The sequence below is a fragment of the Mucilaginibacter koreensis genome (assembly GCF_054783355.1).
Window position 1 is genome coordinate 2,825,903 of sequence record NZ_BAAGQS010000001.1, and the last position, 23,721, is coordinate 2,849,623.

The 23,721-nt window shown below is 45.7% G+C and carries 15 protein-coding genes; 4 read left to right on the forward strand and 11 right to left on the reverse strand.

Annotated elements, in window-relative coordinates; genetic code table 11:
* Positions 1-167 precede the first annotated feature (167 nt).
* Positions 168-3,059 (forward strand): DEAD/DEAH box helicase, encoded by a 2,892-nt coding sequence (locus tag ACYVNW_RS12735; protein WP_460680252.1) that lies wholly within the window; start codon positions 168-170, stop codon positions 3,057-3,059.
* Positions 3,060-3,199: 140 nt separating this feature from the next.
* Here the strand turns inward: ACYVNW_RS12735 and ACYVNW_RS12740 are convergent, their stop codons facing one another.
* Positions 3,200-4,390 carry a class I SAM-dependent rRNA methyltransferase gene (locus tag ACYVNW_RS12740; protein ID WP_460680253.1) on the reverse strand — a complete coding sequence of 397 codons (1,191 nt, stop codon included), beginning with the start codon at positions 4,388-4,390 and terminating at the stop codon, positions 3,200-3,202.
* A 29-nt stretch (positions 4,391-4,419) separates the two neighbouring features.
* Entirely contained in the window at positions 4,420-5,523 is a 1,104-nt protein-coding gene (dinB, locus tag ACYVNW_RS12745; RefSeq protein WP_460680254.1) for a DNA polymerase IV, read from the reverse strand.
* 85 nt (positions 5,524-5,608) lie between these two features.
* Here dinB and ACYVNW_RS12750 point away from each other — a divergent pair, with 85 nt between their 5' ends.
* Entirely contained in the window at positions 5,609-6,034 is a 426-nt protein-coding gene (locus ACYVNW_RS12750; RefSeq protein WP_460680255.1) for a DUF2784 domain-containing protein, read from the forward strand.
* Positions 6,035-6,181: 147 nt separating this feature from the next.
* Here the strand turns inward: ACYVNW_RS12750 and ACYVNW_RS12755 are convergent, their stop codons facing one another.
* From ACYVNW_RS12755 to ACYVNW_RS12770, 4 genes are all read right to left on the reverse strand, one after another.
* Positions 6,182-7,810, reverse strand: a complete 1,629-nt coding sequence (locus tag ACYVNW_RS12755; protein WP_460680256.1) for a carboxylesterase/lipase family protein — start codon at positions 7,808-7,810, stop codon at positions 6,182-6,184.
* 73 nt (positions 7,811-7,883) lie between these two features.
* Positions 7,884-8,774, reverse strand: coding sequence for a sugar phosphate isomerase/epimerase family protein (locus tag ACYVNW_RS12760; protein ID WP_460680257.1), 891 nt, complete (start codon positions 8,772-8,774; stop codon positions 7,884-7,886).
* A gap of 71 nt (positions 8,775-8,845) precedes the next feature.
* Positions 8,846-9,649: an NIPSNAP family protein gene (locus ACYVNW_RS12765; protein WP_460680258.1), complete on the reverse strand. Its 804-nt coding sequence runs from the start codon at positions 9,647-9,649 to the stop codon at positions 8,846-8,848.
* A 122-nt stretch (positions 9,650-9,771) separates the two neighbouring features.
* Positions 9,772-10,725, reverse strand: a complete 954-nt coding sequence (locus ACYVNW_RS12770) for a PAS domain S-box protein (RefSeq protein ID WP_460680259.1) — start codon at positions 10,723-10,725, stop codon at positions 9,772-9,774.
* A gap of 257 nt (positions 10,726-10,982) precedes the next feature.
* On the opposite strand from ACYVNW_RS12770, the gene ACYVNW_RS12775 reads away from it, so the two are divergent.
* A complete protein-coding gene (locus ACYVNW_RS12775; RefSeq protein ID WP_460680260.1) occupies positions 10,983-14,006 on the forward strand; it encodes a glycosyltransferase family 117 protein in 3,024 nt (1,007 codons plus the stop codon).
* A 152-nt stretch (positions 14,007-14,158) separates the two neighbouring features.
* Here the strand turns inward: ACYVNW_RS12775 and ACYVNW_RS12780 are convergent, their stop codons facing one another.
* Positions 14,159-14,389 carry a DUF6358 family protein gene (locus ACYVNW_RS12780; protein ID WP_460680261.1) on the reverse strand — a complete coding sequence of 77 codons (231 nt, stop codon included), beginning with the start codon at positions 14,387-14,389 and terminating at the stop codon, positions 14,159-14,161.
* A gap of 8 nt (positions 14,390-14,397) precedes the next feature.
* On the reverse strand, positions 14,398-14,712 hold the full coding sequence (locus tag ACYVNW_RS12785) for a rhodanese-like domain-containing protein (protein WP_460681016.1): 315 nt from the start codon (positions 14,710-14,712) through the stop codon (positions 14,398-14,400).
* 192 nt (positions 14,713-14,904) lie between these two features.
* Between ACYVNW_RS12785 and ACYVNW_RS12790 the strand changes: the two genes are divergently transcribed.
* Positions 14,905-15,792, forward strand: coding sequence for a glycosyltransferase family 8 protein (locus tag ACYVNW_RS12790; RefSeq protein ID WP_460680262.1), 888 nt, complete (start codon positions 14,905-14,907; stop codon positions 15,790-15,792).
* 111 nt (positions 15,793-15,903) lie between these two features.
* Here ACYVNW_RS12790 and ACYVNW_RS12795 read toward each other — a convergent pair whose 3' ends face one another.
* The 3 genes from ACYVNW_RS12795 to ACYVNW_RS12805 all read right to left on the reverse strand — a co-directional run bounded on the left by ACYVNW_RS12795 (position 15,904) and on the right by ACYVNW_RS12805 (position 23,443).
* Entirely contained in the window at positions 15,904-17,529 is a 1,626-nt protein-coding gene (locus tag ACYVNW_RS12795; RefSeq protein WP_460680263.1) for a M28 family peptidase, read from the reverse strand.
* A gap of 309 nt (positions 17,530-17,838) precedes the next feature.
* The gene (locus ACYVNW_RS12800; protein WP_460680264.1) at positions 17,839-20,040 is read right to left on the reverse strand and encodes an LruC domain-containing protein; all 2,202 of its coding nucleotides are present in this window, start codon (positions 20,038-20,040) and stop codon (positions 17,839-17,841) included.
* Between the two features lie 538 nt (positions 20,041-20,578).
* Positions 20,579-23,443 carry a PAS domain-containing protein gene (locus ACYVNW_RS12805; protein WP_460680265.1) on the reverse strand — a complete coding sequence of 955 codons (2,865 nt, stop codon included), beginning with the start codon at positions 23,441-23,443 and terminating at the stop codon, positions 20,579-20,581.
* Positions 23,444-23,721: the final 278 nt, after the last annotated feature.

Below are 23,721 nucleotides of genomic sequence, written 5' to 3' on the forward strand. Positions count from 1 at the left end.
AAGCATCCTAAAGTAGATATCTCCCTGCGGTTGAAACAACAAACTAAATTACAATCTGCTCATCCCCTTTCTTTTACCACATTCCCCTTTCAAATACTGTAAATTCTTATTACGTTTGAATTTTTTCTAATCGCGTAGCTTGCTTTTATTTTTAAGTTTTCTCTCCTATGCTACGTGTTGACAGTACCAAACCCTGCCAGTTGATATATTCGGTTGCCCGGCACGAGTACCTGTCGTATATTATTGAGCCGCACGTGGTACAATTAAACCCTAACGGCGAGTTTTCGCTCACCCACCAGCGCCTGTTTTCCAACACCGCCCAGGAGTTTACCAGTTGCTTAGACGATACCGACCTGAAGCTGATCAAGCTACTGGAGGATATTGAGCAGGGCAACCTCATTAAGAAATATCACAAAAAGCCGGTACGCCCTTACGAGTTTTTCAGTAAGATTTTTACCGAGCAGATGTATGAGGTCATCCGCCCCAAAATTGAAAAGAAGTTGTCAGAAGCATTGGGCCTGATGCGCCATAAGCCTATCTACCTCATGAGCAAGGAGGGCTACCCGGCCGGTAAGCAGCTGCACATTGCAGCCGATGCTGCCACGGTACTGTTCCACTTTAAGCGCAACGAGGAAGAAATACGCTATTACCCTACTATTAAATACCAGGGCCTTAAAATAGAGTTTATGTTTAAGGGCGCCGAGGTGATCTGTAACCACCCGGCCTGGCTGATGCTGGACGATACCTTGTATTATTTCGACAAGGAGATGGAGGGCAAAAAGCTGGTGCCTTTTTTGAACAAGCGCTACATCGCCATTCCGCGCAGTGCCGAGCAATCCTACTTCGAGCGCTTTGTGGCCCCGCTGATTGAGAAGCACCATGTGCATGCCGAAGGCTTTACTATCAACACCGAAAAGTATGATGCGGCACCGGTGCTCAAACCGGTGTACGTGGCCGACGGCGTATCGCAACTGCAATTGTATTTCAAATATGCAGGTTACGTATTCCCGGCCGATGGTGGCAAGCAGATTTCGGTAAAGGTAGAGCAGCAGGGCGATAGTCATATTTTCCATCGCATTAAACGCTCGGTGACCTGGGAAAAGAATAAGCTGCAGCAACTGCGCGATATGGGTTTGACCGATGAGCACAACCTGTTCGGCCTGCAGGTAAAAGAGCATAAAGAAATCAGCGATGCCTCATTCTCGGTTTTTGAGTGGCTGAACCTGCACCACGAGGAACTGGATAAGGCAGGCTTTATTATTGAGCAACCCGACGGCAGCAAAAAATACCTGTTTGCTAACCCGCGTATTGATTTACAGATTGAGGACAATAACGATTGGTTTGATATCAACGCCGTGGTTTACTTCGGCCCTTATCAAATTCCTTTCCTGGAGCTGCGCAATCACATTCTCAACCATAAAAAAGAATTCACTCTCCCCTCGGGCGAAATTGCGGTGATTCCTGAAGAATGGTTTTCGCAATACGGTAACCTGCTGCACTTTACCGAAGGGCATAACCAGTTAAAGTTGCGCAAGCACCATATCGGTTTAATCAATGATTTGGCCGAAGGCGAGTTGGCGCACATTACCATGAGCCGCAAACTGCAAAAGCTGGCCAATTTTGAAACGCCGGACGATGTACCGCCACCTATCAACTTTTTGGGCAGCTTGCGCCCTTATCAAAAAGCAGGTTATAACTGGTTCCATTTTTTAAAGCAGTACCACTTTGGCGGCTGCCTGGCCGATGATATGGGTTTGGGTAAAACCATACAAACCCTGGCCCTGCTGCAAAAAAACAAGGAGGATGCGGCGGCTATTGACACCCAAACCACCTCATTGCTCATTATGCCGACCTCGTTGGTGTACAACTGGCTGAATGAAGCTCATAAGTTTACACCCGGACTGCGCATTATGGTGCATACGGGTACCTTCCGCTATAAATCGGCCGAGGTATTTGCTAATTACGATGTAGTGATTACCACCTACGGCGTGAGCCGTATTGATGTGGAGATGTTCAAAGCCTTCTTTTTTGATTATATCATTTTGGATGAGAGCCAGAATATCAAAAACCCGTCGTCAAAAGCTTACCAGGCCGTACGGCAGCTCAAAGCCCGCCACAAGCTGATTTTAAGCGGTACGCCAGTAGAAAATACGGTGAATGATTTATGGACGCAGATGTCGTTTATTAATCCTGGTTTGCTGGGTAGCCAGCAATTTTTTTTGAATGATTTTGTAACGCCCATTGAAAAGAAAAAGGACGAGGACAAGGCGCATAAGCTGCAAGCCCTGATTAAACCCTTTGTGCTGCGCCGCACCAAAGAGCAGGTAGCTACTGAGTTACCTCCTAAAACTGAACACCTGTTTTACTGCCAGATGAGCGAAGAGCAGGCTGAGGTATACGAAAAAGTAAAATCGGAGTACCGGAATGAGCTGCTGCAAAGCCTGGAGGACGGCACCTATGCCCAAACCCAGATGCAAGTATTACAGGGCTTAATCAAACTGCGCCAATTGGCCAACCACCCGCGTATGCTGGATGAACAATACGAGGGCGATTCGGGCAAGTTTGAAAATGTAATCCATACGCTGGAGAACGTGATGGATGGTGGTCACAAGGTGCTTATCTTCTCGCAGTTCGTAAAACAGCTAACCATCTACCGCCGGTATTTTGAGCAGAAAAATATCAAATACAGTTACCTGGATGGCAGCACCCAGAACCGGGGCGAAGTGGTGCAGCGCTTTCAGCAGGATAAAAGCATTCAGGTGTTTTTGATTTCCATCAAAGCCGGTGGTGTAGGCCTCAACCTCACCGAAGCCGATTATGTGTTCATCCTCGACCCCTGGTGGAACCCGGCGGTAGAGCAACAGGCCATTGACCGTACGCACCGCATTGGGCAAACCAAAAACGTATTTATTTATAAGTTTATCACCAAAGATACGGTGGAAGAAAAAATCCTCACCCTGCAACAACGCAAACTCAGCGTAGCCCGCGCGCTCATTACTACAGAGGATAGTTTTATTAAATCACTTACAGCAGAGGATATTAAGGAGATATTGGGTTAAAACCTCACTCCGGCCCTCTCCTAAAGAGAGGGAGTAAAAGAGTTGTCATTGCGAGGTACGAAGCAATCTCGTAGTTATGTTTCTTCGCTCTGCTCACGACGAAATTGCTTCGTACCTCGCAATGACAAACTGTATGAATTTTACGGATTAATCACCCTGCACAACAAACCCTTAAGGTACTCTCCTTCCGGGAAGGATGACCGAACGGGGTGGTCTTCGGGCTGACAGAATTGGTAGATAAACTGTACCTGCTTACCTGCATCCAGGGCAGCCCAGGCCAGTACCTGCTTAAATGTTTCCATATCCATAGCGCCCGAGCAGGAGAAGGTAGCCAGCAAGCCGCCATTGTTCAGCAACTGCATACCTATGCGGTTTAAATCTTTGTAGGCGCGAGAGGCACGGTCTAAAGCAGAACGTGAGGGGGCATATTTGGGCGGGTCAAGTACGATGATATCAAAGGTTTGGCCCTCCTCTTTAAAGCGGCGCAGCTGCTTGTTTACGTCTGATTGTATGGATTGTTGTTTACCTACGTCTAAGCCATTTAGTTCAATGTTCTTCTTCAAAGTCTCGATGGCTAAAGCAGAACTATCCACACTGGTTACCTGTGTGGCACCCGCTTGCAGGGCATTTAGGGTGAAGCCGCCGGTATAGCTAAAGCAGTCCAACACCGATTTGCCTTCGGCATGGGCAGCCAGTATGCGTCGGTTATCGCGCTGGTCACAGTAAAAGCCGGATTTCTGACCTTCGGCGATATTGATACCGTAGGTTAGTCCGTTTTCCTTTACTTCTACTAACTCAGGCGGGGCATTGCCGGCCAGCACTTCGTTAACCGTCTCCAGGCCTTCGTGCGCACGCGAGCCGGCATCACTTTTATCAAAAATACCTTTGGGTTGCAACAAGCGCTGCAATTCGTCAATAATTACAGCTTTGTTTCTTTCTATACCTGTGGTGAGTATTTGCAGTGACAGGTAATCGCCGTACTTATCGGCAATTAATCCTGGCAAGTAATCGGCTTCGCTGAAAATCAACCGGCAGGTATTGGTTTGGTCATTTAAAATATAGCTGCGGCTGGCAATGGCAGTGGCTACTTTGTTACGAAACCAGCTTTCGTTTACTGCAACTGCTTCATCCCATTCCAGCAGGCGCACGGCCACGCGCGATTCGTGGTTGTAAAAGCCATAAGCCAAAAATCTGCCTTGGGTATCATTCAGCTTAATGATTTCACCATTAACCGGCTTACCTTTTACTCTCTCTATCGCCCCCGAAAATACCCAGGGATGGCGCTGCAGTACTGCTTTTTCTTTACCTTTTTTAAGGATCACCTCTACCATACCACAAAAGTACGCAAATTGGCGGTAAGCTATATTTCGAACAGCTTCAATTGCCAGGCGCTTTCCCCTTTTACTTTAATTACAGGTTCGTTAAAGTTAGATAAAGTAATACCCAGCAGGCGCACCTTATCTTCTTCTGTAAAAGCGGCTGCCATTAATTGTTTAGCTATAGTTTCAATTTCAGGCGCTTCGCTGATGGCCTGCGTGAAGGATTGACTGCGCGTAATTTGTTTAAAATCACTGTATTTTATTTTTAAGGTCAAAGTGCGACCTTGCAGGTTGTAACGCTTCAGGCGCTCGGCTACCAGTACGGCAATCTTTTCCAGTTCGGCATTCATTTCTTCAAGGGTGGTCAGGTCGTACGGAAAAGTATCTTCGGCCCCCATGGATTTAGTTTCGCGGTGGGGCTGCACTTCGCGGTTATCTATACCGCGCACAATGTGGTAGTAAAAGCGGCCCACTTTGCCAAAGTGCTGTACCAGTTGCTGTTCGGTCAATTGTTTTAAATCAGCACCTGTATGCAAACCCATCTTTTTCATCTTTTCGGCAGTCACTTTGCCTACGCCGAAGAATTTTTCTACCGGCAGGGTTTCCATAAACTTCTCGATGGAGGACGGACCGATAAATTTCAAGCCGTTGGGTTTATTGATATCAGAAGCAATTTTGGCTACAAACTTATTGATGGACACGCCTGCTGATGCCGTCAGCTGCAACTCATCATGAATAGCCTTTTTAATTTGCTGCGCCACCTCGATAGCCGAGCCAATACCCAGCTTGTCTTCGGTGACATCCAGGTAAGCTTCATCCAGAGAGAGCGGCTCAATTAAGTCAGTATACCGGCTAAAAATTTCGCGTATATGCCTCGACACTTCTTTATACACCGCAAAACGCGGCCGCACAAACAGGGCATGCGGGCACAATTGCAATGCTTTTTTAGATGACATGGCCGAGCGGATGCCAAATTTGCGAGCTTCATAACTGGCCGTAGCCACTACGCCGCCCCTACCTTCAGGCAGTCCGCCCACTACCAGCGGCTTGCCCCGGTATTCGGGATGATCGCGCTGCTCCACAGAAGCATAAAAGGCATCCATATCAATATGAATAATTTTACGATGCGGACCAGCGGATGACATGATACAAAGATACGCAGTGTGGCTACCCTTACACAAATGGATAAGTTAATTTTGACTTTGTGAACCTGGTAGTTTATTGCCTTTATTGAGTACTTTAGAACTTGTATTAACCAGCATAAAAGTGACCGGCCTCCGCATCCTCGAAATATTTCTCACCATCTTTCACCTGCTCATTGTTGGGTTTAACTTACTGGGCTGGATATGGCCGGCTACCCGTAAAGCTCATTTGGTGGTAGTAGCCCTTACTGCCTGCTGCTGGCTGTTGTTAGGCATGTGGTTTGGCATCGGTTACTGCCCGGTTACCGATTGGGAATGGCAGGTGAAGGAAAAATTAGGAGAACGTAACCTGCCCAATTCATTCATAAAGTATTACGCCGATAAAATTACCGGGCAGGACATCAGCGCTTCGCTGGTTGATACGATTACTGCAGTGTGTTTCTTTATGGTAGTGGTGCTGGCCGTGTATTTTAACTTTTTTAGTAAGAGAAAAAAGTTGAATATCAATTCATGATAGTGTTCACTTTTATCCACGTCATAAATGAAAAAGTCATTTCGACCGCGAGGCGAAATCTTATCCAAGAAGCCAGATCTGTTGAAGACTTATTGCTCGAAGAAGATTTCTCCCTACGGTTGAAATGACAACAGGAGATATATGAACTTAATGCGTTTTATACCATTGCTCTAAAAAGGCATAACGGGCGCGCTTGGTGTCGGGCTCGGCTTTGCTGTTTACATCGATGTTCATCAAACCGGAGGTATTGCCTTTGGTATTTACCGGCCATTTGGGCAGGTTGCCGCCGTTAGGGTTGCCGGTTTTAATAAAGTTAGCAAAGTAACTTTCCATAGTGTTGGATACTTTGTAGTCATCTGGTGTCCAGGCGTATACGCTGTTGCTGGCCAGGTTTCCTAAAGCATACTCAATTTCTGAAGCGTGAGGTGCGCCTACCGGGGCTGGGGTTTTAGGCATGGCTACGGCTTTACTGTCGCCTTTTACCACGCCACCGGCCAAACCCGCTTGCGCGTTGCCCATCTTGGCCGTCATGGCCGGGCGGATGCGCGAAAAAATGTAACGGTATACCGGCTTACCCCCGGTTTCGGTAGCCAGGTCGGCCCATTTCCAGGTACTGTACACAATAAAGCGGTCGCTGGCCAAATCGGTAGCCGATTTAATGACTTCTTCAGTCGTATTGCCTGGGTACAGTTTCAGCACCTCATCAGTTTGCTCGCCAAAAATGCGGCGCACCGCTTTTGGGTAATTTTCTACAGTAGGTGCATCGCCATACATAACGGCTTGGTAAGGGATTTCGGCCGAGTTCCAGCCAGCCAGTAAAGGCACATGTGCCTGCTCGCCTGCTGCAAAAATTTCGGGCAGACTTTTCGGAATCAACCAGCCATCAATGGCTGTGGCAACCGGTGAAATACCCGGGGCAGAAGCCAAATCCAGTAACTTTTCAGCCGGAATTGCCCGCAATTCGGCCAGTGAGGCAACACCGACTTGCTGCATAAATTCAGCTCCTTTCTTTTCGGCCTGCGCCAAAGGCACGGGTGCCAGCGTTGGATTAATAGCGGCACCGCTTTCACCAATAGCGCCGGCAATCAGGTTTTTAGACAATGGAGAAGCCATTTGTACCGATACCGAAATAGAACCTGCCGATTCGCCGGCAATAGTTACTTTTTTAGGATCGCCACCGAAGGCAGCAATATTCTGCTGTACCCAGCGCAGGGCCGCATTCTGGTCTAAATATCCGTAATTGCTGGATGAATGATGTGCTGATTCTTTGGTCAGCTCGGGGTGAGCCATAAAACCAAATACGCCGAGGCGGTAGTTTACTGTTACAGTTACCATTCCTTTGCGGGCCAGGCTTTCGCCATCATACCGGGGTTCTGAGCCATCGCCGGCTACCAGGCCGCCGCCATAAAAATAAACCAGTACCGGTAATTTGGCATTGGCGGTTTTGGCCGGCGTCCATACGTTCAGGTACAGGCAATCTTCACTCATGGCATCCGCCCTGAAACCCATATCTCCAAACACCGGCTTTTGCATAGCACGATGACCAAAATGATCGGCCTTGCGGATGCCCTGCCAGTTTTGCACCGGCTGTGGTTCACGCCAGCGCAAATTGCCCACGGGTGGTTGCGCAAACGGGATGCCTTTAAACTCGCGGATGCCTTTTACTTCCACACCTTCCAGTTTGCCATTGGCAACAGTTACCAGATTACTTTGCGCAAAAGCATTGATTGTTAACAGCTGACTTGCAGCCAGTAAACAGGTATATAATATTTTCATGAAATCTTTTTAAGCGTTAACAGGCTGAACTAAAAAGCGCATCTTTTGATTAAAGGATGCGCTTTTTGTTAATTTATACCAGGTTCTTTTTGATATAATTGATGCTTTGAGTAATGCTGATGAAAGGATCGCCTGGTGTCATGTCCTGCTCCACAAAAAAGTATTTGAGGCCGGCTTTTTTGGCGTGTTTGAATATGTTCTTAAAATCAATGCTGCCGTTGCCTACCTCGGTAAACCTGTGCTGCGGGGTGCGGTCCATATCTTTTACGTGCCACAACGGGAAACGGCCCGGATATTTTTCAAACATTTGTATCGGATCCTGACCGGCACGGGTAGCCCAATATAAATCCAGCTCCATTTTCACCAGGTTCTTGTCCGTATTTAACAGCATATCATACGGCAGTTTACCATCTTGCGCCACAAACTCAAAATCATGATTGTGGTAGCACAATTGAATACCGGCCTGTTTGCAACGTTCGCCGGCTTTGTTCAACTGGTCGGCAATGGTTTTGTAATCATCTATGGTTCCGCGCTCCGGCTGCGACAGATAAGCACATACCATGTATTTTACCCCTATGGCTGCAGCATCATCCACCGCTTTATCCCAATCGCGCATAATGGTTCCCTTTTGCGATTCGCCGTTGAACTGCTCTTTACCTAAACGGTAGTGGCTGCTGGGCATAATCAGTCCGTTTTGCTTTAACACAGCAGAAAACGCTTTGGCATCCATACCGTAAAACAACTCGTTGCCGGTGTAAGTAGCGCCCTCTAATGAGTTGTAGCCCAATTGTGCCAGGCGGGCCAGGGTACCTGCCGGGTCTTTTTGCATCGCATCGCGTACCGTGTATAATTGCAGGCCGATGTATTTATGGTTATACGAAGCTGCGGCCATTAAACGTGGCGCAACCAGCAGGCCAGCCGATAACATAGCCGACGATTTAAGAAAAGAACGTCTGGTGGTCATATAATTTGGTTTTAATTGGTGGTTTATATAAATGTAGCGGATTTCCTTTTTACCGGAAAGCCACCTGACTCTTAAACTTGCGAACAGGCTGCAGGGTTTAACAGCGTAGATGTAATATGAGATACAATCAACTTATCCGGATATTGCGGTAAGCTGCTCAGGCGCTTCCATTCCGAGTCTGAGCCGAATGATTTCCAAAGCCGGTCATGCGCAGCCATGTCATCAAACGTAATCATATAAGTAAGGTTGGGGCGCTGGGTACCAATCAGTGTTTCGGCAAAAAATACCGGGTTAAAGCCTAAGCGTTTGAATATACCGGCCTCATTATCCTCATCAAACATTTTGATTTTGGTTTTACCGGCGTTTTCAGTTGCGCTTTCATACTGGCGCAATTCGAATATACGCGGCTTTTGCGTGGGTGCTGCCATTTGGGGCGAATGCGGAAAGGCCTTCAGCAATGAACTTTCAATACGCTCATAAGCAGGGTTATCTGCAGGGGCGGCCAGGTAAGCTGTACCATTTTGCTGGTATTCGGCATCGGCGGCCAGGTGCTCAGCCATTTTACCAAAGGCATCCAGGCTGCGATACGGAATAAGCACAAACAAGCGGGTATAACCTTCGGGTTTTAACTCGGTGAATACACCTATGTGCTGACTACCATAGCGATTGTATGCCGGAATGGCTGCTGTAGCCCAGTAATTTTCTACCAGTTGCTGCTGGTACTGGCTTTTCAGGTGATAAACCCGAAGTTCGTAAAATTCTGTATCCTGCTTTTTTGCAGTAGTAGCAAGCGCTGAAGCCGTACCCAAGGCAGGTACCAAACCGGCGGCAGCACCAGTAATAGCAGTTGCTTTCACAAATGAGCGTCTTTTCATATTCAGGAAGAATTGGTGCTCTAATGTAGCAGTTTAATTACAAGATAAAAGCCGATAATGTATTTTTTACACTTTATGCTATCGTTTTATTCAAAACAATTCGCCTGCCTGCAAATCCGGCTTTATTTACTGAAGAAATGGATTTGGTCGATGCGCTTGATTACCTGGTCAATATCCTGGCAGGAAGCCTGTATTTTGTCAATTATTTCTTTAATCTCCTTCACTTCGCTGCAATTTGTTTCCTGTGCCTGGGTAAGTAAATGATACAGGCCCATAATGTTGGCTACAGGCCGGCGTAGTTCGTGTGAATTAAAATAAGCTACTTCCTCGAGGTGCCGGTTTTTAAGTTTTAATTCCTGCTGATGCTTTTTAATTTCAGTAATATTCTGAAAATAGATAGAAACATCGTTAACCGTTGGATAAATAGAAACATAAAACCATTTATCCATTTGCCCGAAATATTCTTCGAACTTTACTATTGTATTACTTTCAATAGCCTGCTGCACCTGGCTGTAAAAACCCGACTGCACAGCATCGGGGATGACTACCCAAAAATTGTGGTTTAAGATTTCCTCTTTCATTACCCCAGTGAGGGCCTCAGCAGACTTGTTCCAGGAGATGACCTCGCCCGCAGGGCTTAATATAAAATGCCCGTCGCTGATGCTTTCCAGCGTATGGGCCATTTTGCTTAAAGTCTGCTCAAGAGCCAACTGGTTTTGCAGCTGAACGGTTACATCAATAGGCATCACCAGCCGGGCGGGGTTGCTTTCCACCCTGATATCGTATGATATAATTTCTACATTAAATACAGTACCGTTTTTGTGCTGATGCCTGAAGCGGCGCTTCATTACCCGGTTACCTTTAAGGTTAATCAGTGCCCGCTCCATTTGAGGATAGTCTTCCGGTGGGCGGATGTCCCTAATAGTAAGCTGCAAAAACTCCTGCCGGGTATAACCATACTGCTGGCAGGCTGCATCATTCACATCTAAAAAGCGCAGGGAGCCCATGTCATAAATAAACATAGGTTGTGGGTTGTCATAAAATAGAATTTCAAAATCAACGCCGGATCTGAGCATGGAAATCAATACATAACAACGATGCAGGTACATGCCGCTGCGGGTGCTTGCCCCTTATTACAGTGACTATGTTTTGCCGCTGGAATTAATTAGTGATGCTAAGTATACGCAGTTTATTTTAAATAGGTTAACCTAAATAAAGGCAAATGTTAAATTCTGTTAAAAAGTGTTAATTATCAATGTGTTGTAAATTATAAATTTCACCTTCGCTCAAACACCTTAACTATTTTATTTGAATTCAATTTTACATACCACACATGCAGTATCACAAAATTAATAACCTGCTGGGCTGGCTTTGCTTCATCATTGCCACCATTACTTACGTACTCACCTTAGAACCATCGGTAAGCTTTTGGGATTGCGGCGAATTTATTGCCTGTGCTTATCGCCTGCAGGTATCGCACCAGCCGGGCTACCCCATGTTTGCCATGCTGGGTAAAGTATTTTCGCTGCTGGCTTTGGGCAATACAGCCAAAGTGCCTTATTTTACCAACCTGCTATCAGCTTTAGCCAGCGGTGCTACCATTATGTTTTTGTTCTGGACAATTACCGCCCTGGCCAGAAAAATACTGGTGAAACAAAGAAATGCACCAATCAGCGCTTATACGCTTGCGCTGATTATGGGTGCGGGCTTAATAGGCGCTCTGGCCTTTACCTACACCGACACCTTTTGGTTTTCGGCGGTAGAAACCATTGTATTTGCGGTATCTTCATTTTGTACCGCACTGGTATTTTGGGCCATATTAAAATGGGATGCCCATGCCGATGAGCCCGGTGCCGACCGCTGGCTGATTTTTATTGCTTATGTGATTGGCCTATCTATTGGCATTCACCTGCTTAATTTGCTTACCATTCCGGCTATTGCCATGGTGTATTATTTCCGCAGGTATCAGCACCATACTTTTAAAAAAGGGCTGCTGGCCTTTTTAGCCGGTATAGGTATTTTGGCCGTGGTACAATTTGGTATTCGTACTTACACCGTAAAGCTGGCCGCTTACTTCGATTTATTTTTTGTGAACTCGCTGGGCTTTGGGTTTGGAAGCGGCGCAGGTGTGTTTTTATTGTTGCTGGCCGGAGTTTTGGCCGCAGGTGTGGTGTACAGCATTCGCAAACGTAAACCTCTGCTCAATCTGGCGCTGCTGTGTGTAGTGTTTGTATATCTGGGCAATAGCACGTTCATGTATATCCCTATACGGGCGGCAGCCAATACCAATTTGGATAATGCCCACCCTGATAATGCTTTTACCTTGTACGGCTATTTAAACCGCATTCAGTATATATCACCACCGCTATTGTACGGACAGTATTTTGATGGTAAAGTGATTGAGGCCCAACCTGGCAGTACCCTATACCGCAAAGGCAAAACACAATACGAAAATTATGGCAAGAGCCAGAATTATGTGTACGACCACAACACACTACTGCCCCGTATGTACAGCAATGACAACCAAGACCCGCTGTTTTACCGCCAGTGGCTGGGCATGGGTGAAAACGACACACCCACCTTTGCCGACAATATGCGCTGGATGTTCAGTTGGCAGATGAATACCATGTACTGGCGTTACTTTATGTGGAACTTTGTGGGCCGCTACAGTCAGGATGATTTTGAAGGCCAGACCGCCCCCAACAGCATTAAAGGCGGCTGGACTACCGGTTTGTTCGACAAAGGCCGACACATCCCGGCGTCTATCTTAAACGACACTAACTACACACCCTTATATGCCCTGCCGTTGATTATCGGTTTATTGGGTTTGGCTTACCATGTACGTAAAAACAAAAAGGATGCATTGGTAATAGCCCTGCTGTTCTTTTTTACAGGGCTGGCTATTGTAATTTATGTAAATCAGCCCTCTATACAACCACGCGAGCGCGATTACTCTTATGTAGGTTCTTTTTATGCTTTTGCCATTTGGATTGGCCTGGGTGTAATTGCTTTGGCCGAATTGCTGCGGAAAAAGGCAGCGCCGCAGGTAGCTCTGATTGCCTCAATAGCTGTATGCTTTCTTGCCGCCCCCGCCTTAATGGCCAAACAGGAATGGCGAGCCCACGACCGCTCTACCAAATGGATACCACATGATATGGCTTATAATTACCTCATCTCCTGTCCGCCCAATGCTATTCTGTTTACCGAAGGCGATAATCAAACCTACTCGCTGTGGTATGACCAGGAAGTGGAGGGCATTCGCCCGGATGTGCGTATCGTGAATTTAAGCCTCTTGGGCGCAGATTGGAATATCAGGCAGATGCAGCAACCCATTAACAAAGCTGCGGCCCTGCCCATCACTATGCCTTATGATAAATATAAAACCGGCGTACGCGATTTTATTCCTTTCAGTGATGCTAAACTGACCGGTTATACCAACGTGAAAGAGATATTTGATTTCATTACTTCGGATAATCCGCAGGCGAAGGTTGAATTCGATAATGGCGAAACCGGCAATTACCTGCCTACCAAAAATTTCAAACTGGATATTAACGCGCAAACCGTGCTTAACAATAAAGTAATTACCCCGGCGCAGCAAAGCAAGCTTACCCGCAGCATGGAGTGGACTTACAACAATAATTACATTACCAAAGAGCACCTGGCCATGATTGATATGTTGGCGCATAACAACTGGAAACGCCCCATTTGTTTTGTTGACCCCCTAAGCTCATCGCTTAAGCTGGGCATGCAGCCTTACCTTTACCGCGAAGGTATGGCCAGCCGCCTGTTGCCATTGCAAAAAGATACTACCGCAGCCGATACCGGCAGGCCGCAGATCAATAGCCTGGTGATGTATAACAATGTGATGAACAAGTTCAAATGGGGCAATTTTAAACATGCCCACTATTTAGACCCCGAAGCACGTAATACCTTTTATCCCCTGATGGTAGCCGCTTTTGCTGACCTTACCCAAGGCCTGCTGAAAGAGAATCGCCCCCAACTGGCTTTAAATACCCTGCACAAATACGACCAGGTATTGCCCGAAATTAATCCTAACCTGCGCGTGGCCGACAACAAAATATTCTTAGCCGACTCTGCTTATAAACTAAATTACGCCGCTTTAGGCAATAAGCTGGTACACGGACTTAACACTTATGTAACCGAGCAATTGGACTATTACCACAGCCAGCTACAAAAAGAGGCGCATGTGGATGTACAGGACGTGCAAAACAATATGTACTATTTAAACAGCCTGGTGAATGTAACCAAAGCTAACCATCAAACCCAGTTGAGCGCACGCCTGGAAGCGCAGCTGGTAGATTATGAAAATAAGTTTGGGAGTTTGATGCGGATGTAAATCAATAAGCAAGCTCAGTATGCATTGTACTGAGCTTGTATATGAATGAAAAAGCCCGTCATTGCGGGGATGGACATCAAGGCCATATATCTGCATGTATCGCTAACGGTGGATAGCATGCATGGCACATCGAACCCCGCAATGACAGGTATTTATGCTTTTTTAGATTTCTTTTTACCCGGTGTAACCGGTGGGGGTACGGGCCGCTGCATAGCTTTCACCTCGTTAAGCAACCTGATTTTTAAAAACACAAACAGGGTACCAACAAATACAGCAATAGCAATATACCAGAAGTGTGCGTGGGTGATGCCAATGTAAATGAAAAACAAGGCAACCATAATCCCAAGGTTATACAGCACATTGAGTGCTACTTTCTTACCCATGCGGCAGTTTAATATACGGTAATATCCGGATCAATTTCCTGCTGCCAGGCCAGTATGCCGCCCTGCAGGTTATATAAGTTTTCAAACCCTTGCTGTTCCAGCTGCATTACAGCCATCGCACTGCGCTTGCCGCTGCGGCACATAATTACTACAGGTTTCTCCGTGCTGATTTTATCGCTTTCAATCAATACGCCGCCCAAAGGAATCAGTTCACCATCCAGATTCGACATTTCGTATTCAAAATCTTCGCGTACATCTACCAGTTGAAAGTCTTTGCCTTCATCTTTCCAGTTTTTCAGCTCCTGTACGCTTATTTCTTTTATAGCCATAGGTTTGTTCTGTATCTTAAGTTTCAAAGGTAAGGTTTTTCTTACTAACGTTTTTAACGTTTGAATGTTAACAACATTGTGCAGGGCAGTTTACAGGAACTGTATTACTACATATGGCAATCCTTTTGCAGTTAGTATTCGTATACTGTTGCATAACCTGCTAATATTGCTGCTGCAAAATCACCTATGCAAACGCCCTCTGTAATTTCAATTGTAATTGTAACCGACGAGCATTATGTAATTATGCTGGCGGCGCTGCTCAAGTCAATTGAAGAAAATCATATTACCACCGAAAACATTGATGTTTATGTGGTAGAAGACGGCGTTACCGCCAAAAGCAAGCAGTGCATTGCTGATACCATTACCTCGGCACAAATCCGTGTGCACTGGATTAACATTAGCGAGGCATTACCCGCAAACGTGCAGCTCCCGGTAGACCGTACCTCTTTTCCCATGATTGCTTACATGCGGCTGTTTATACCTTACTTTATACCGCCTGCGGTAAGTAAAGTTATCTTTTTGGATGTAGACATGTTGGTGATGACTGACATTAGCCGCTTGTGGACAATAGAACTGGGGCAATACCCGGTAGCTGCCGTGCAGGATCCGCTGCTGATGACTTTCAGCAATCATTGGGGCGGCGTTAAAAACTATAAGGCGTTAGGCTTTACGCCCGGCACCCCCTATTTTAATTCGGGGATGCTGGTAATTAATACCAAACAATGGGAGCAGGAACAAATTGCGCAGCAGGTAATTGATGTGGTGAACCGCAATAAAGCTTACGCCAACTACCCCGACCAGTATGGATTAAACATTGTACTGGCCAACCGTTGGCTGAAACTAGATAACCGCTGGAATTACTTCGCCTCCGGCTTGCTGCCCGACCCCTATATTATTCATTTTACTACCCGTAAGCCTTTTTATAAAAGCTATAACAAGAATGATGCTTACCAACAGCTATTTTATAAATACTTAAAGCTAACGCCCTGGCACAGTGCCCAGCCGGTAAGTGAGTTTCGCCGCTTCGGTAAAAAATTAAGTAACGTTTGGCAAAAGATAAAGCTTTCGTTTTAAGCAGATGACTGCCCATTATTAATCGAAAAGCATTGCACCACACATTTACAGCATAAAAAAAAGGGGTACCACATTGTTGTGGTACCCCTTTTTTCGCATTATTAATTTAAATTATTTTACCTCGAAAATATCACCGGGATTCCAGGTTGGCCGCTGCGGATTGTTGGCTACCAGGTAACCTATTAAGAAGTTGAGCTGGGCATAAGTGCGCCCGGCATTAAAATCAAACATACCATTAATATCATCCTGCGGTTTGTGATAATATTTCGCACGCCACTGGGCTACCATTTCATTCAGGTTATTTTTACCATCGGGCGTTTTACTGCCATATTTAATATGCAGCGCAGGTATGCCCTGTACTACAAAGCTATACTGATCGCTGCGTACAAAGCGGTTCTCTTTAGGCTCGGGGTCAGGCTCAACGCTGAGGCCTAAATCTGCCGCAGCTTCATTCACCTGGTTTTGCAACGATGAATGCTCGGCACCCAGTGCAGTTACCGAAAGCAGAGGTGCAATAATGGTAGGCATATCGGTATTTACATCGGCTACTATACTTTTAACCGGTACGGTAGGGCGCTTGGCAAAATAACCGGAACCCAGTTCACCCAGTTCCTCACCGGTTACCATTACAATCAGGATAGAGCGTTTGGGTTTTACTTTTAAATGTGAATACACATTGGCAATTTGCAGCAAGCTGGATACACCCGAAGCGTTATCATGCGCACCGTTATAAATCGAGTCGCCTTCTACCGGGCGGCCCACACCTAAGTGATCTAAGTGTGCACTGTGCACAACATATTCATTTTTCAGCTTAGGGTCGCTTCCGGCAATTTTACCCACCACGTTAAAGCCTGCAATATCAGTATAAGCCGATTCGTAACTGGCTTTTATTTGTGTATTTAATGACAGCGATTGCGGCTGACCACTTTTGATACTTTCTACCACAGCAGCGGTTTGTTTACCTGCTTTAGTCATCAGGTTATTAAGCACCCGGTAACCTATAGCGCCCAATATTTTAATTTGATTGGAGTAATAACTGCTGGATACTACAATATTGCCCTGTGCATCGGCCGCACTGTAAATACCACGGCTTAAATTGGGCATACGTGCTGTAGAATCTGTTTGCGCCAGCAATACACCAATGGCACCGTGTGCCGCAGCTGTTTTCTGGATGGTGATCAGATCGCGGCTGTGTGCTGCTTCTGATGAAGGGAAACCGGCAGGGGCACCACGCACAATCACTACTACTTTACCTTTTACATCAAGCCCCTTATAATCATCATATTTTTGTTCAGCATTTGTAATGCCATAACCGGCAAAGGCTAGCGGAGCATCTACAGTAACCTGTTGCAATACCGGGTTAGGATAAATAGCGGCGGCACGGGCGGCAATTAAATCACCTTCCTGTCCGCTGATGCTTAATTGAGCACCCGGTTTAGGATAAGCACGGCGTAAAGTCATTTTTTGCAACCACGAGCCGTTATCGCCGGCAGGCTGTACGTTATATGCTTTTAACCGCCCAATTACGTAATCGGCCGCCATTTGGAAACCGGGCGTACCGGGTTGGCGGCCCAGCAGTTTATCATCAGCCAGATAAGTAATATCTGCTTTAATCTGGTCGGCACTGGCCGCCTTCATGGCTTCAGCTATTGGTTTGGGTACTGCTTGCTGCGCCTGCACCGTTAGTGAACTTGCTCCGGCTACAAGCAATGAAGTTATAAATGATTTAAAATGCATACGAGAGATTATCGAAGCAAGATAGGGATTATGCTGAAACTTTTACAAGGAGAAACAAATCAAACAATTTTCGGATAAAGTCTAATTAATTTTAATCCGTTCTGTTCTAACTTACAATAACAGCTTGGCATTTCGATCGCAGGGAGAAATCTTCTTCAGGCGATAAGTCTGCTGTATACTGGCTTGGTAAAGAAAATTTCTCCCTGCGATCGAAATGACAAAATGAATGATATATTGTATACGCTATAGGTACAAAACAAGCAAGGCTGCTCTTGTGGAGCAGCCTTGCTTTTATAATGATATACGTGATTATTTGAATATAAAGTTCACATCGCGGTAGCCGGTGCCTGCGTTGCTGTACCAGTCGGTATACAGGGTGCCGCCTGATACTGCCCAATCACCAAAATGCAGGTAGGCCTTGGTTACGTCAACACCTTCGGTGGGGTAACTGAATGGTGCTACCGGCAGGGTTAAACCATAAGGCAAACCGGTTTTGGTTACATAATAACGACCAGCACCAACGTTGGTATCATCCTCCTGCGTACCAAATAAAGCCGTATTGGCTAAATCAGTAGGCACTTTACCCGGTAGGTGGATTTCGCGGCCCCGGGCTGAACCTAAGCCATCGTTCCAGATAAATGGATTAAACTCATCCAGACCAAAGTTTTGCAGGGTTGGGCCATTGGTAACGTTAAAGGTAACATTGTAAGTTTTTGCCGGTGTTAAGGCTTCGCCGGTTTTGGTATTCCAGGTAGCCATTTCAGAGCGCATATTGGTAAATAAGATAATTACCGCTTTACTTTGGTTAGCTTCCAGAGTAGCGCCGTTCAGGTTGCTTACACTGCTGCGTGATATCGGGAACTGCACACCAAAACCATTGCCCAGGTTACCACCAGTAGCCATCAGGTTGTAAGTGGCCGCCACCTGCACCACCTGGTTTTGCCCGTTGGTGATTACATTATATTTAAAAGCAACCACTACGTCGTTCAAATCATAATCACCTTTGTATGGCCATTGGTCTTCAAAAGCCACGGTAGCGCCGGTGCTTAGGTTATTAGGATAATAATTGTTATAGGCACGGCTAGCATCGTTCGGATAATCATCCAGGTCATCGGCTACGTTATCGCCATCGGCATCTGCAATAGCCGGGCTGCCGTTGCCTGCGGTATTACAGCCCGTAGCCGGAATGTACACACTGTTATCCTGCACGGCACCGCTTTTAATACGGTTGCTATACGTATTGCTGATGCCATTAACTGCCCAAACCTGTACGTTCTCGATAATAGCACCTGAATTTTGAAAAGCCGTAGTACCGGTAATTTTAACTAGCGAGGTACCGCCATAACCCTTAATGGTACCATTTACAATCAATCCTTTGGTTACAAACATGGCGCCGTTATACAAACCAAGCTCTACATTATCGTTTAAAGTTGAGGTTCCGCCTACAGTAATTAAGCTATAGTTTTTTACTAAGGCGCTCTGATTGTAATTACCGCCTACAGTTAAAGAGCAATTATTAACAAACGTACTATTGCTGTTGGGCTGGAAGTTGCCGCCAACCCTCATGGTACCATCATTGGTAGCCACGTTTGAGGTACCGTTCTGGAAGCTGCCGCCTACGTTTACAGTGCCGCCGTTATAAAACGTACTGTTGCTGTTCAGATTAAAATCGCCACCGGTGTTCAGGGTACCATAATTGTTAAGGATACCGCCTAGGGCAAATGATGATGAAGCATTAACAGTACCAAAATTGGTAAGCTTACTGCTGCTGGAGTTAAAGTTAAGGCTTAAAAAATTAACAGAGCCACCGTTGGCTACAATCAACTCGGCAGAGCCGCTAAGGTTTAAGTTTTGAATGGTTACGTTGCTGCCGCATACACGCACTGTACCACCGTTAACATTGCGAAAACTTACTGTGATGTTGCTACCAGTAATACAAAGCACATCGCCGTTATTTAAATCTACATTTCCTGCCGAAGCGGTAATTACGGGCAAGGTGCAACCGGTATTACAATCTGGCGAAGCCGGAGCAGTAGCCAAAGTTTTTTTAGCTGCACTATTGGTTTTAAGCGCGGCATCGGCGTAGCCCATAGTTAGGTTTACATCGCCTCCGGTAAGCTGTACCACTTGGGTAAGGCTTGAATTATCAGGCGATGACTTTTGAATATATACCTCTTTTAATTGTGTGGATAACGAAATTTTAGTTACAAAAGCTGAGTTGGCTTTAGCCGAGCCACGGGCCAGCAATTTACCGCCATTATACGGGTCGGCATCATATATTGCAATGCTATGAATAGCGTTGCTATTAAACCGGGTATCGTTTACGCCTACAGAAAAATTGATGCTGCGTGAGCTGGCCCAATTGAACCCTGCCGGCACTTTAATATCATTAACGCCGCCAATGTGAGTAGTACCACCTGAATTGTCATCAGGATTTACATATAATGATTTACGGCACGAAGCAGTTATCATGGCGCCGAGCAGCGCAGCGAAGAGTAAACTTTTTTTCATGAGCGAATAGCTGAAAGGTATGTTGAAAAATTGCGTTGCAAAAATAGATATAATTTCACTTATACGATAAATATAATTGATTATAACAGCAGCTATAAAATGATTATAACTAAATATTTAACGATTATATAAAGATTAAATACCTATGTTATACAATACGAGATAACACAGACATATAGTTTCTTAAAATTACATGTCTATTACTATTTTACTTAGCGTGATTGCACAAGCAAAATCATGGTAACATTTTAACTACGAAAATGATTGCCACTGCTTCAAAAAGTTTTAATCTATTTCCATCAGGTGATGCAATTTCACCCATAGAGTTTCCTTTAAAATGAAAAGATATACACTGTATATTTTATTGCTGTGCAGCGGCATCCTGAGGTTGGTCGAAGGGTAACTGCAGAAACGTTCATTGCCGATTCCTGTGCGCCTACGCTTCGAGTACCTCAGCATAACAAATGTCTGCCCTCTTAAAGAGCTGACTAAATATGAGTACCTTAAATATCGCTCAGTATTATTAAGAAGAAATACTTTACTCTGCTAATGGCAAGGTAAACCAAAAGGTACTGCCTTTGCCTACTTCACTGTCAACACCTATTTCGCCGCCGTGGCGTTTGATGATTTCGGCACTAATGTACAAGCCCAAACCTAAACCCGAATATTGTGCGCCGGAGTGATCAACCCGGTAATACCGATCAAATAAATAGGGTAACTTTTCGGCAGCAATACCGGGGCCGGTATCTTTTACGGCAATGCGTGCCTGCCCGTTTACCCGTTCGGCTATCAGGTATATTTCTCTGGAATTGGGCGCATATTTTACTGCATTATTCACAAAATTAACCACTACCTGGTCAATACGATGCTCATCGGCATAAATTCTTAAGTCCTGATCACCCTGAACAATTAACTCATGTTTACCACCTACTCTGATGTGGTGGCAGCAGCCGTTCAGCATCTCATAAATGGTGAATTTGGTTTTATTGAGCTTCATCTGCCCCTCATTCATGCGGGTGGCATTCAGCAGGTCATCAATCAGGGTGGTAATCTTGTCCATGCTGCGATTGGCCTGATCAATCATTTTAGGCAGCATGGTAGGCGATGGATTGTTTTTCAAACGCCCCATCAATTGCAAAGCTGCTTTTAAGCTGGTAATCGGCGTTTTCAGCTCATGACTGGCAATGCTGATAAAATCGTCCTTTCTTTGTTCCAGTTCTTTGCGGTCAGTAATATCTATCACTGTTCCTGCAAAAAAAGCAGCTTGATCATCAGTCGCCGGATAAAGCCTGCCTGTAGCTTTCACCCAACGCAATTGCTGATCGTGGTATCCCAAAATAGGATATTCCAGGTCGTAGCCGCTGTTCTGCGTAATGGCTGCTTCTACAGCTGCAACAACTTTACTGCGGTATTCCTCAGCAACTTGATTTACCGCAGCCTCGTATAGCATCTCCTCATCAGGGTAATAACCAAAAAGCTCTTTTAAACGTACAGAAGGTACAAATTTTCGGGTTTTGGTATCTATATACCAGGTGCCTAATTCGGCTGACTGGACCGCCAAGCTGAACATTTGCTGAGCACGTTCAATTTCTTGTTTGCGATGCACTGCTTCGGTTACATCCTCTAAAATAATCAGCACCCCTGTTATTACACCTTCAGCATTCTTGATGGGCTGGTAAACCGAATTGATATAGGCATCGCGCAGGCCGCCATGATGGTAGAGCCGGATAGCAATCTCACCATTATTGCGCACTGTACCTGTATGATAAACTTCCTTCAGCCATTGTATTATGGGCTGGCCCTGTAATTCAGGCCGTGCTTCTGCATGCGGCCGGCCTATCATTTCTTCGCGGCTGCGGCCCCATATGCGCAGTATGTTATCATTAGCCAGTTCAGTGATGTGCTCAGGGCCGCGCAGCAGGGCCATACCCAAAGGTGCCTGCTCAAACAAACCCCGCAGCTGGTTCTCGCTTTCTACCAATTGGTTAGTGAGTTTACGGCGCTCAGTTACATCCATAAATGTACCTACACCGCCTTTTAAAATACCGTCACTGTCAAACAAAGGAGCGGTGTTGATGGAAAGGTAATTTACCTCTTTACCCGGGGCAAGCACACCAATTTCCTGGTCAAATACAGGCTTCCCGGTTTTTAGGGTTGTATATATCGGGTGTTCTTCAAACGGAAGCAGCGAACCGTCAAGCCGCAGGTTCTGCCATTTTTCATCATTGTAGGCCCGTTGCGTGAGTTCTGTTAATTGAAGATTAAGCATGCGCTGCCCGATGTGATTCAGGTAAAATACTTTACCATTGGCATCAAATAAGCCTACGCCTTCGGCCATAGTATCCAGTATACCTTGTAAGCGGGCTTCACTGTTAGCCAGCGTTTCGGCAAGCTGTATTTTTTCTGCGAGTGTACGCTCCAATTGCAAGCGCGATTTTACCTGTTCGGTTACCTCTACAGCAATATCGATAATACCTGTAATCTCTTCATTTTCAATTAAGGGTGTATAAGAGAAATTAAAATAGCCGGTTTCTTCCTTTCCGTTACGCTTCAGCATCACCGGCGTTTCGTAACCGTATACGGGCTGGCCGGTACGGTAAATATCATACAGCATATTGCAAGCCGGCTGCCCCGCCAGTTCGGGTATAGCGCTCAGCAGGGGCTGACCAATAATATCGGGCTGCTGATCCAGCAAGTTTAGCATTGGTGGATTGGCAGCATCAATTACCAATTCCGGCCCTCTGAAAATGATAATGGCTACCGGCGACTGTTCAATTACCGCCTTAAACTTATTCTCGTTTTCTTGTGCTGTGAGCTGCTGCTTTACAGCTTCCTGCTGCGCTGAGTTATATTGTGCATTGCTTAGTTTCAAGCCCTCATTACTGGCATTCAATTCGAAATTAACTACACTTAATTCTTCGTTAGTAGCTTTAAGTTCCTCGTTTGATGCCGCCAGGTCTTCGTTTAGGCTTTGTACCCGGCTTTCGCTTTCAGCTATCCTTTTTCGCATCAGTACCTGCTCGGTAACATCGGCTGCCGTATGGAGAATGCAATACGTAGTGCCGTCCTCATTCTTTAAAGCCCGGTACTCGAAACTGTAATAAAAAGTTTGCAATTTGCCGTTAACCTGCAGCTGAGCAGGTGTATCGGCTGCTATATAGGTAACGCCTGTGCGCCATACGTCTTTAAGAATGGAAATAAAAGGTTGGTCCTTTAATTCGGGCACTGCTTCTTCTAAAGGCAAACCTACCACTTCTCTACCCTTGCCCCAAAACGCAATCATGGCGTCATTTGCCATCTCGATAACAATGTCCTCTCCGGCGTAAATTGCGGTGGCATCTTTAGATAAGGCCAGTATATCAAGAAGTTGACGGTCGGTAAAACGCCGGGGGCTTGGGCTCATGAGGGGATCGGAAAAATTAGTGACAAAGGTAATAAATTTTCAAAATAGGAAAATCAAGTCATTAACTTATTATGAAGGTATGATGGTTGAATTAACCATTGAAAATACAGAAAAAAGTATAGCTTAGGTATACGCTGCTTTTTATTTGAAGTTATTTAAAGCAATCAACTTAAACTTTGGTTGCAGGCTCAACCACTGCGCCTTTTACACTGCTAAAATGCGGGCAATGGCAGGGGTGAAATAAACCGCATGAAGAAACCAACGAAGCCACAAGCATT

Coding starts and splice junctions, on each gene's coding strand:
- ACYVNW_RS12735 (WP_460680252.1), top strand. CDS start 168: ATGCTACGTGTTGACAGTACCAAACCCTGCCAGTTGATATATTCGGTT.
- ACYVNW_RS12740 (WP_460680253.1), bottom strand. CDS start 4,390: ATGGTAGAGGTGATCCTTAAAAAAGGTAAAGAAAAAGCAGTACTGCAG.
- dinB (WP_460680254.1), bottom strand. CDS start 5,523: ATGTCATCCGCTGGTCCGCATCGTAAAATTATTCATATTGATATGGAT.
- ACYVNW_RS12755 (WP_460680256.1), bottom strand. CDS start 7,810: ATGAAAATATTATATACCTGTTTACTGGCTGCAAGTCAGCTGTTAACA.
- ACYVNW_RS12760 (WP_460680257.1), bottom strand. CDS start 8,774: ATGACCACCAGACGTTCTTTTCTTAAATCGTCGGCTATGTTATCGGCT.
- ACYVNW_RS12765 (WP_460680258.1), bottom strand. CDS start 9,649: ATGAAAAGACGCTCATTTGTGAAAGCAACTGCTATTACTGGTGCTGCC.
- ACYVNW_RS12770 (WP_460680259.1), bottom strand. CDS start 10,725: ATGCTCAGATCCGGCGTTGATTTTGAAATTCTATTTTATGACAACCCA.
- ACYVNW_RS12775 (WP_460680260.1), top strand. CDS start 10,983: ATGCAGTATCACAAAATTAATAACCTGCTGGGCTGGCTTTGCTTCATC.
- ACYVNW_RS12780 (WP_460680261.1), bottom strand. CDS start 14,389: ATGGGTAAGAAAGTAGCACTCAATGTGCTGTATAACCTTGGGATTATG.
- ACYVNW_RS12790 (WP_460680262.1), top strand. CDS start 14,905: ATGCAAACGCCCTCTGTAATTTCAATTGTAATTGTAACCGACGAGCAT.
- ACYVNW_RS12795 (WP_460680263.1), bottom strand. CDS start 17,529: ATGCATTTTAAATCATTTATAACTTCATTGCTTGTAGCCGGAGCAAGT.
- ACYVNW_RS12800 (WP_460680264.1), bottom strand. CDS start 20,040: ATGAAAAAAAGTTTACTCTTCGCTGCGCTGCTCGGCGCCATGATAACT.
- ACYVNW_RS12805 (WP_460680265.1), bottom strand. CDS start 23,443: ATGAGCCCAAGCCCCCGGCGTTTTACCGACCGTCAACTTCTTGATATA.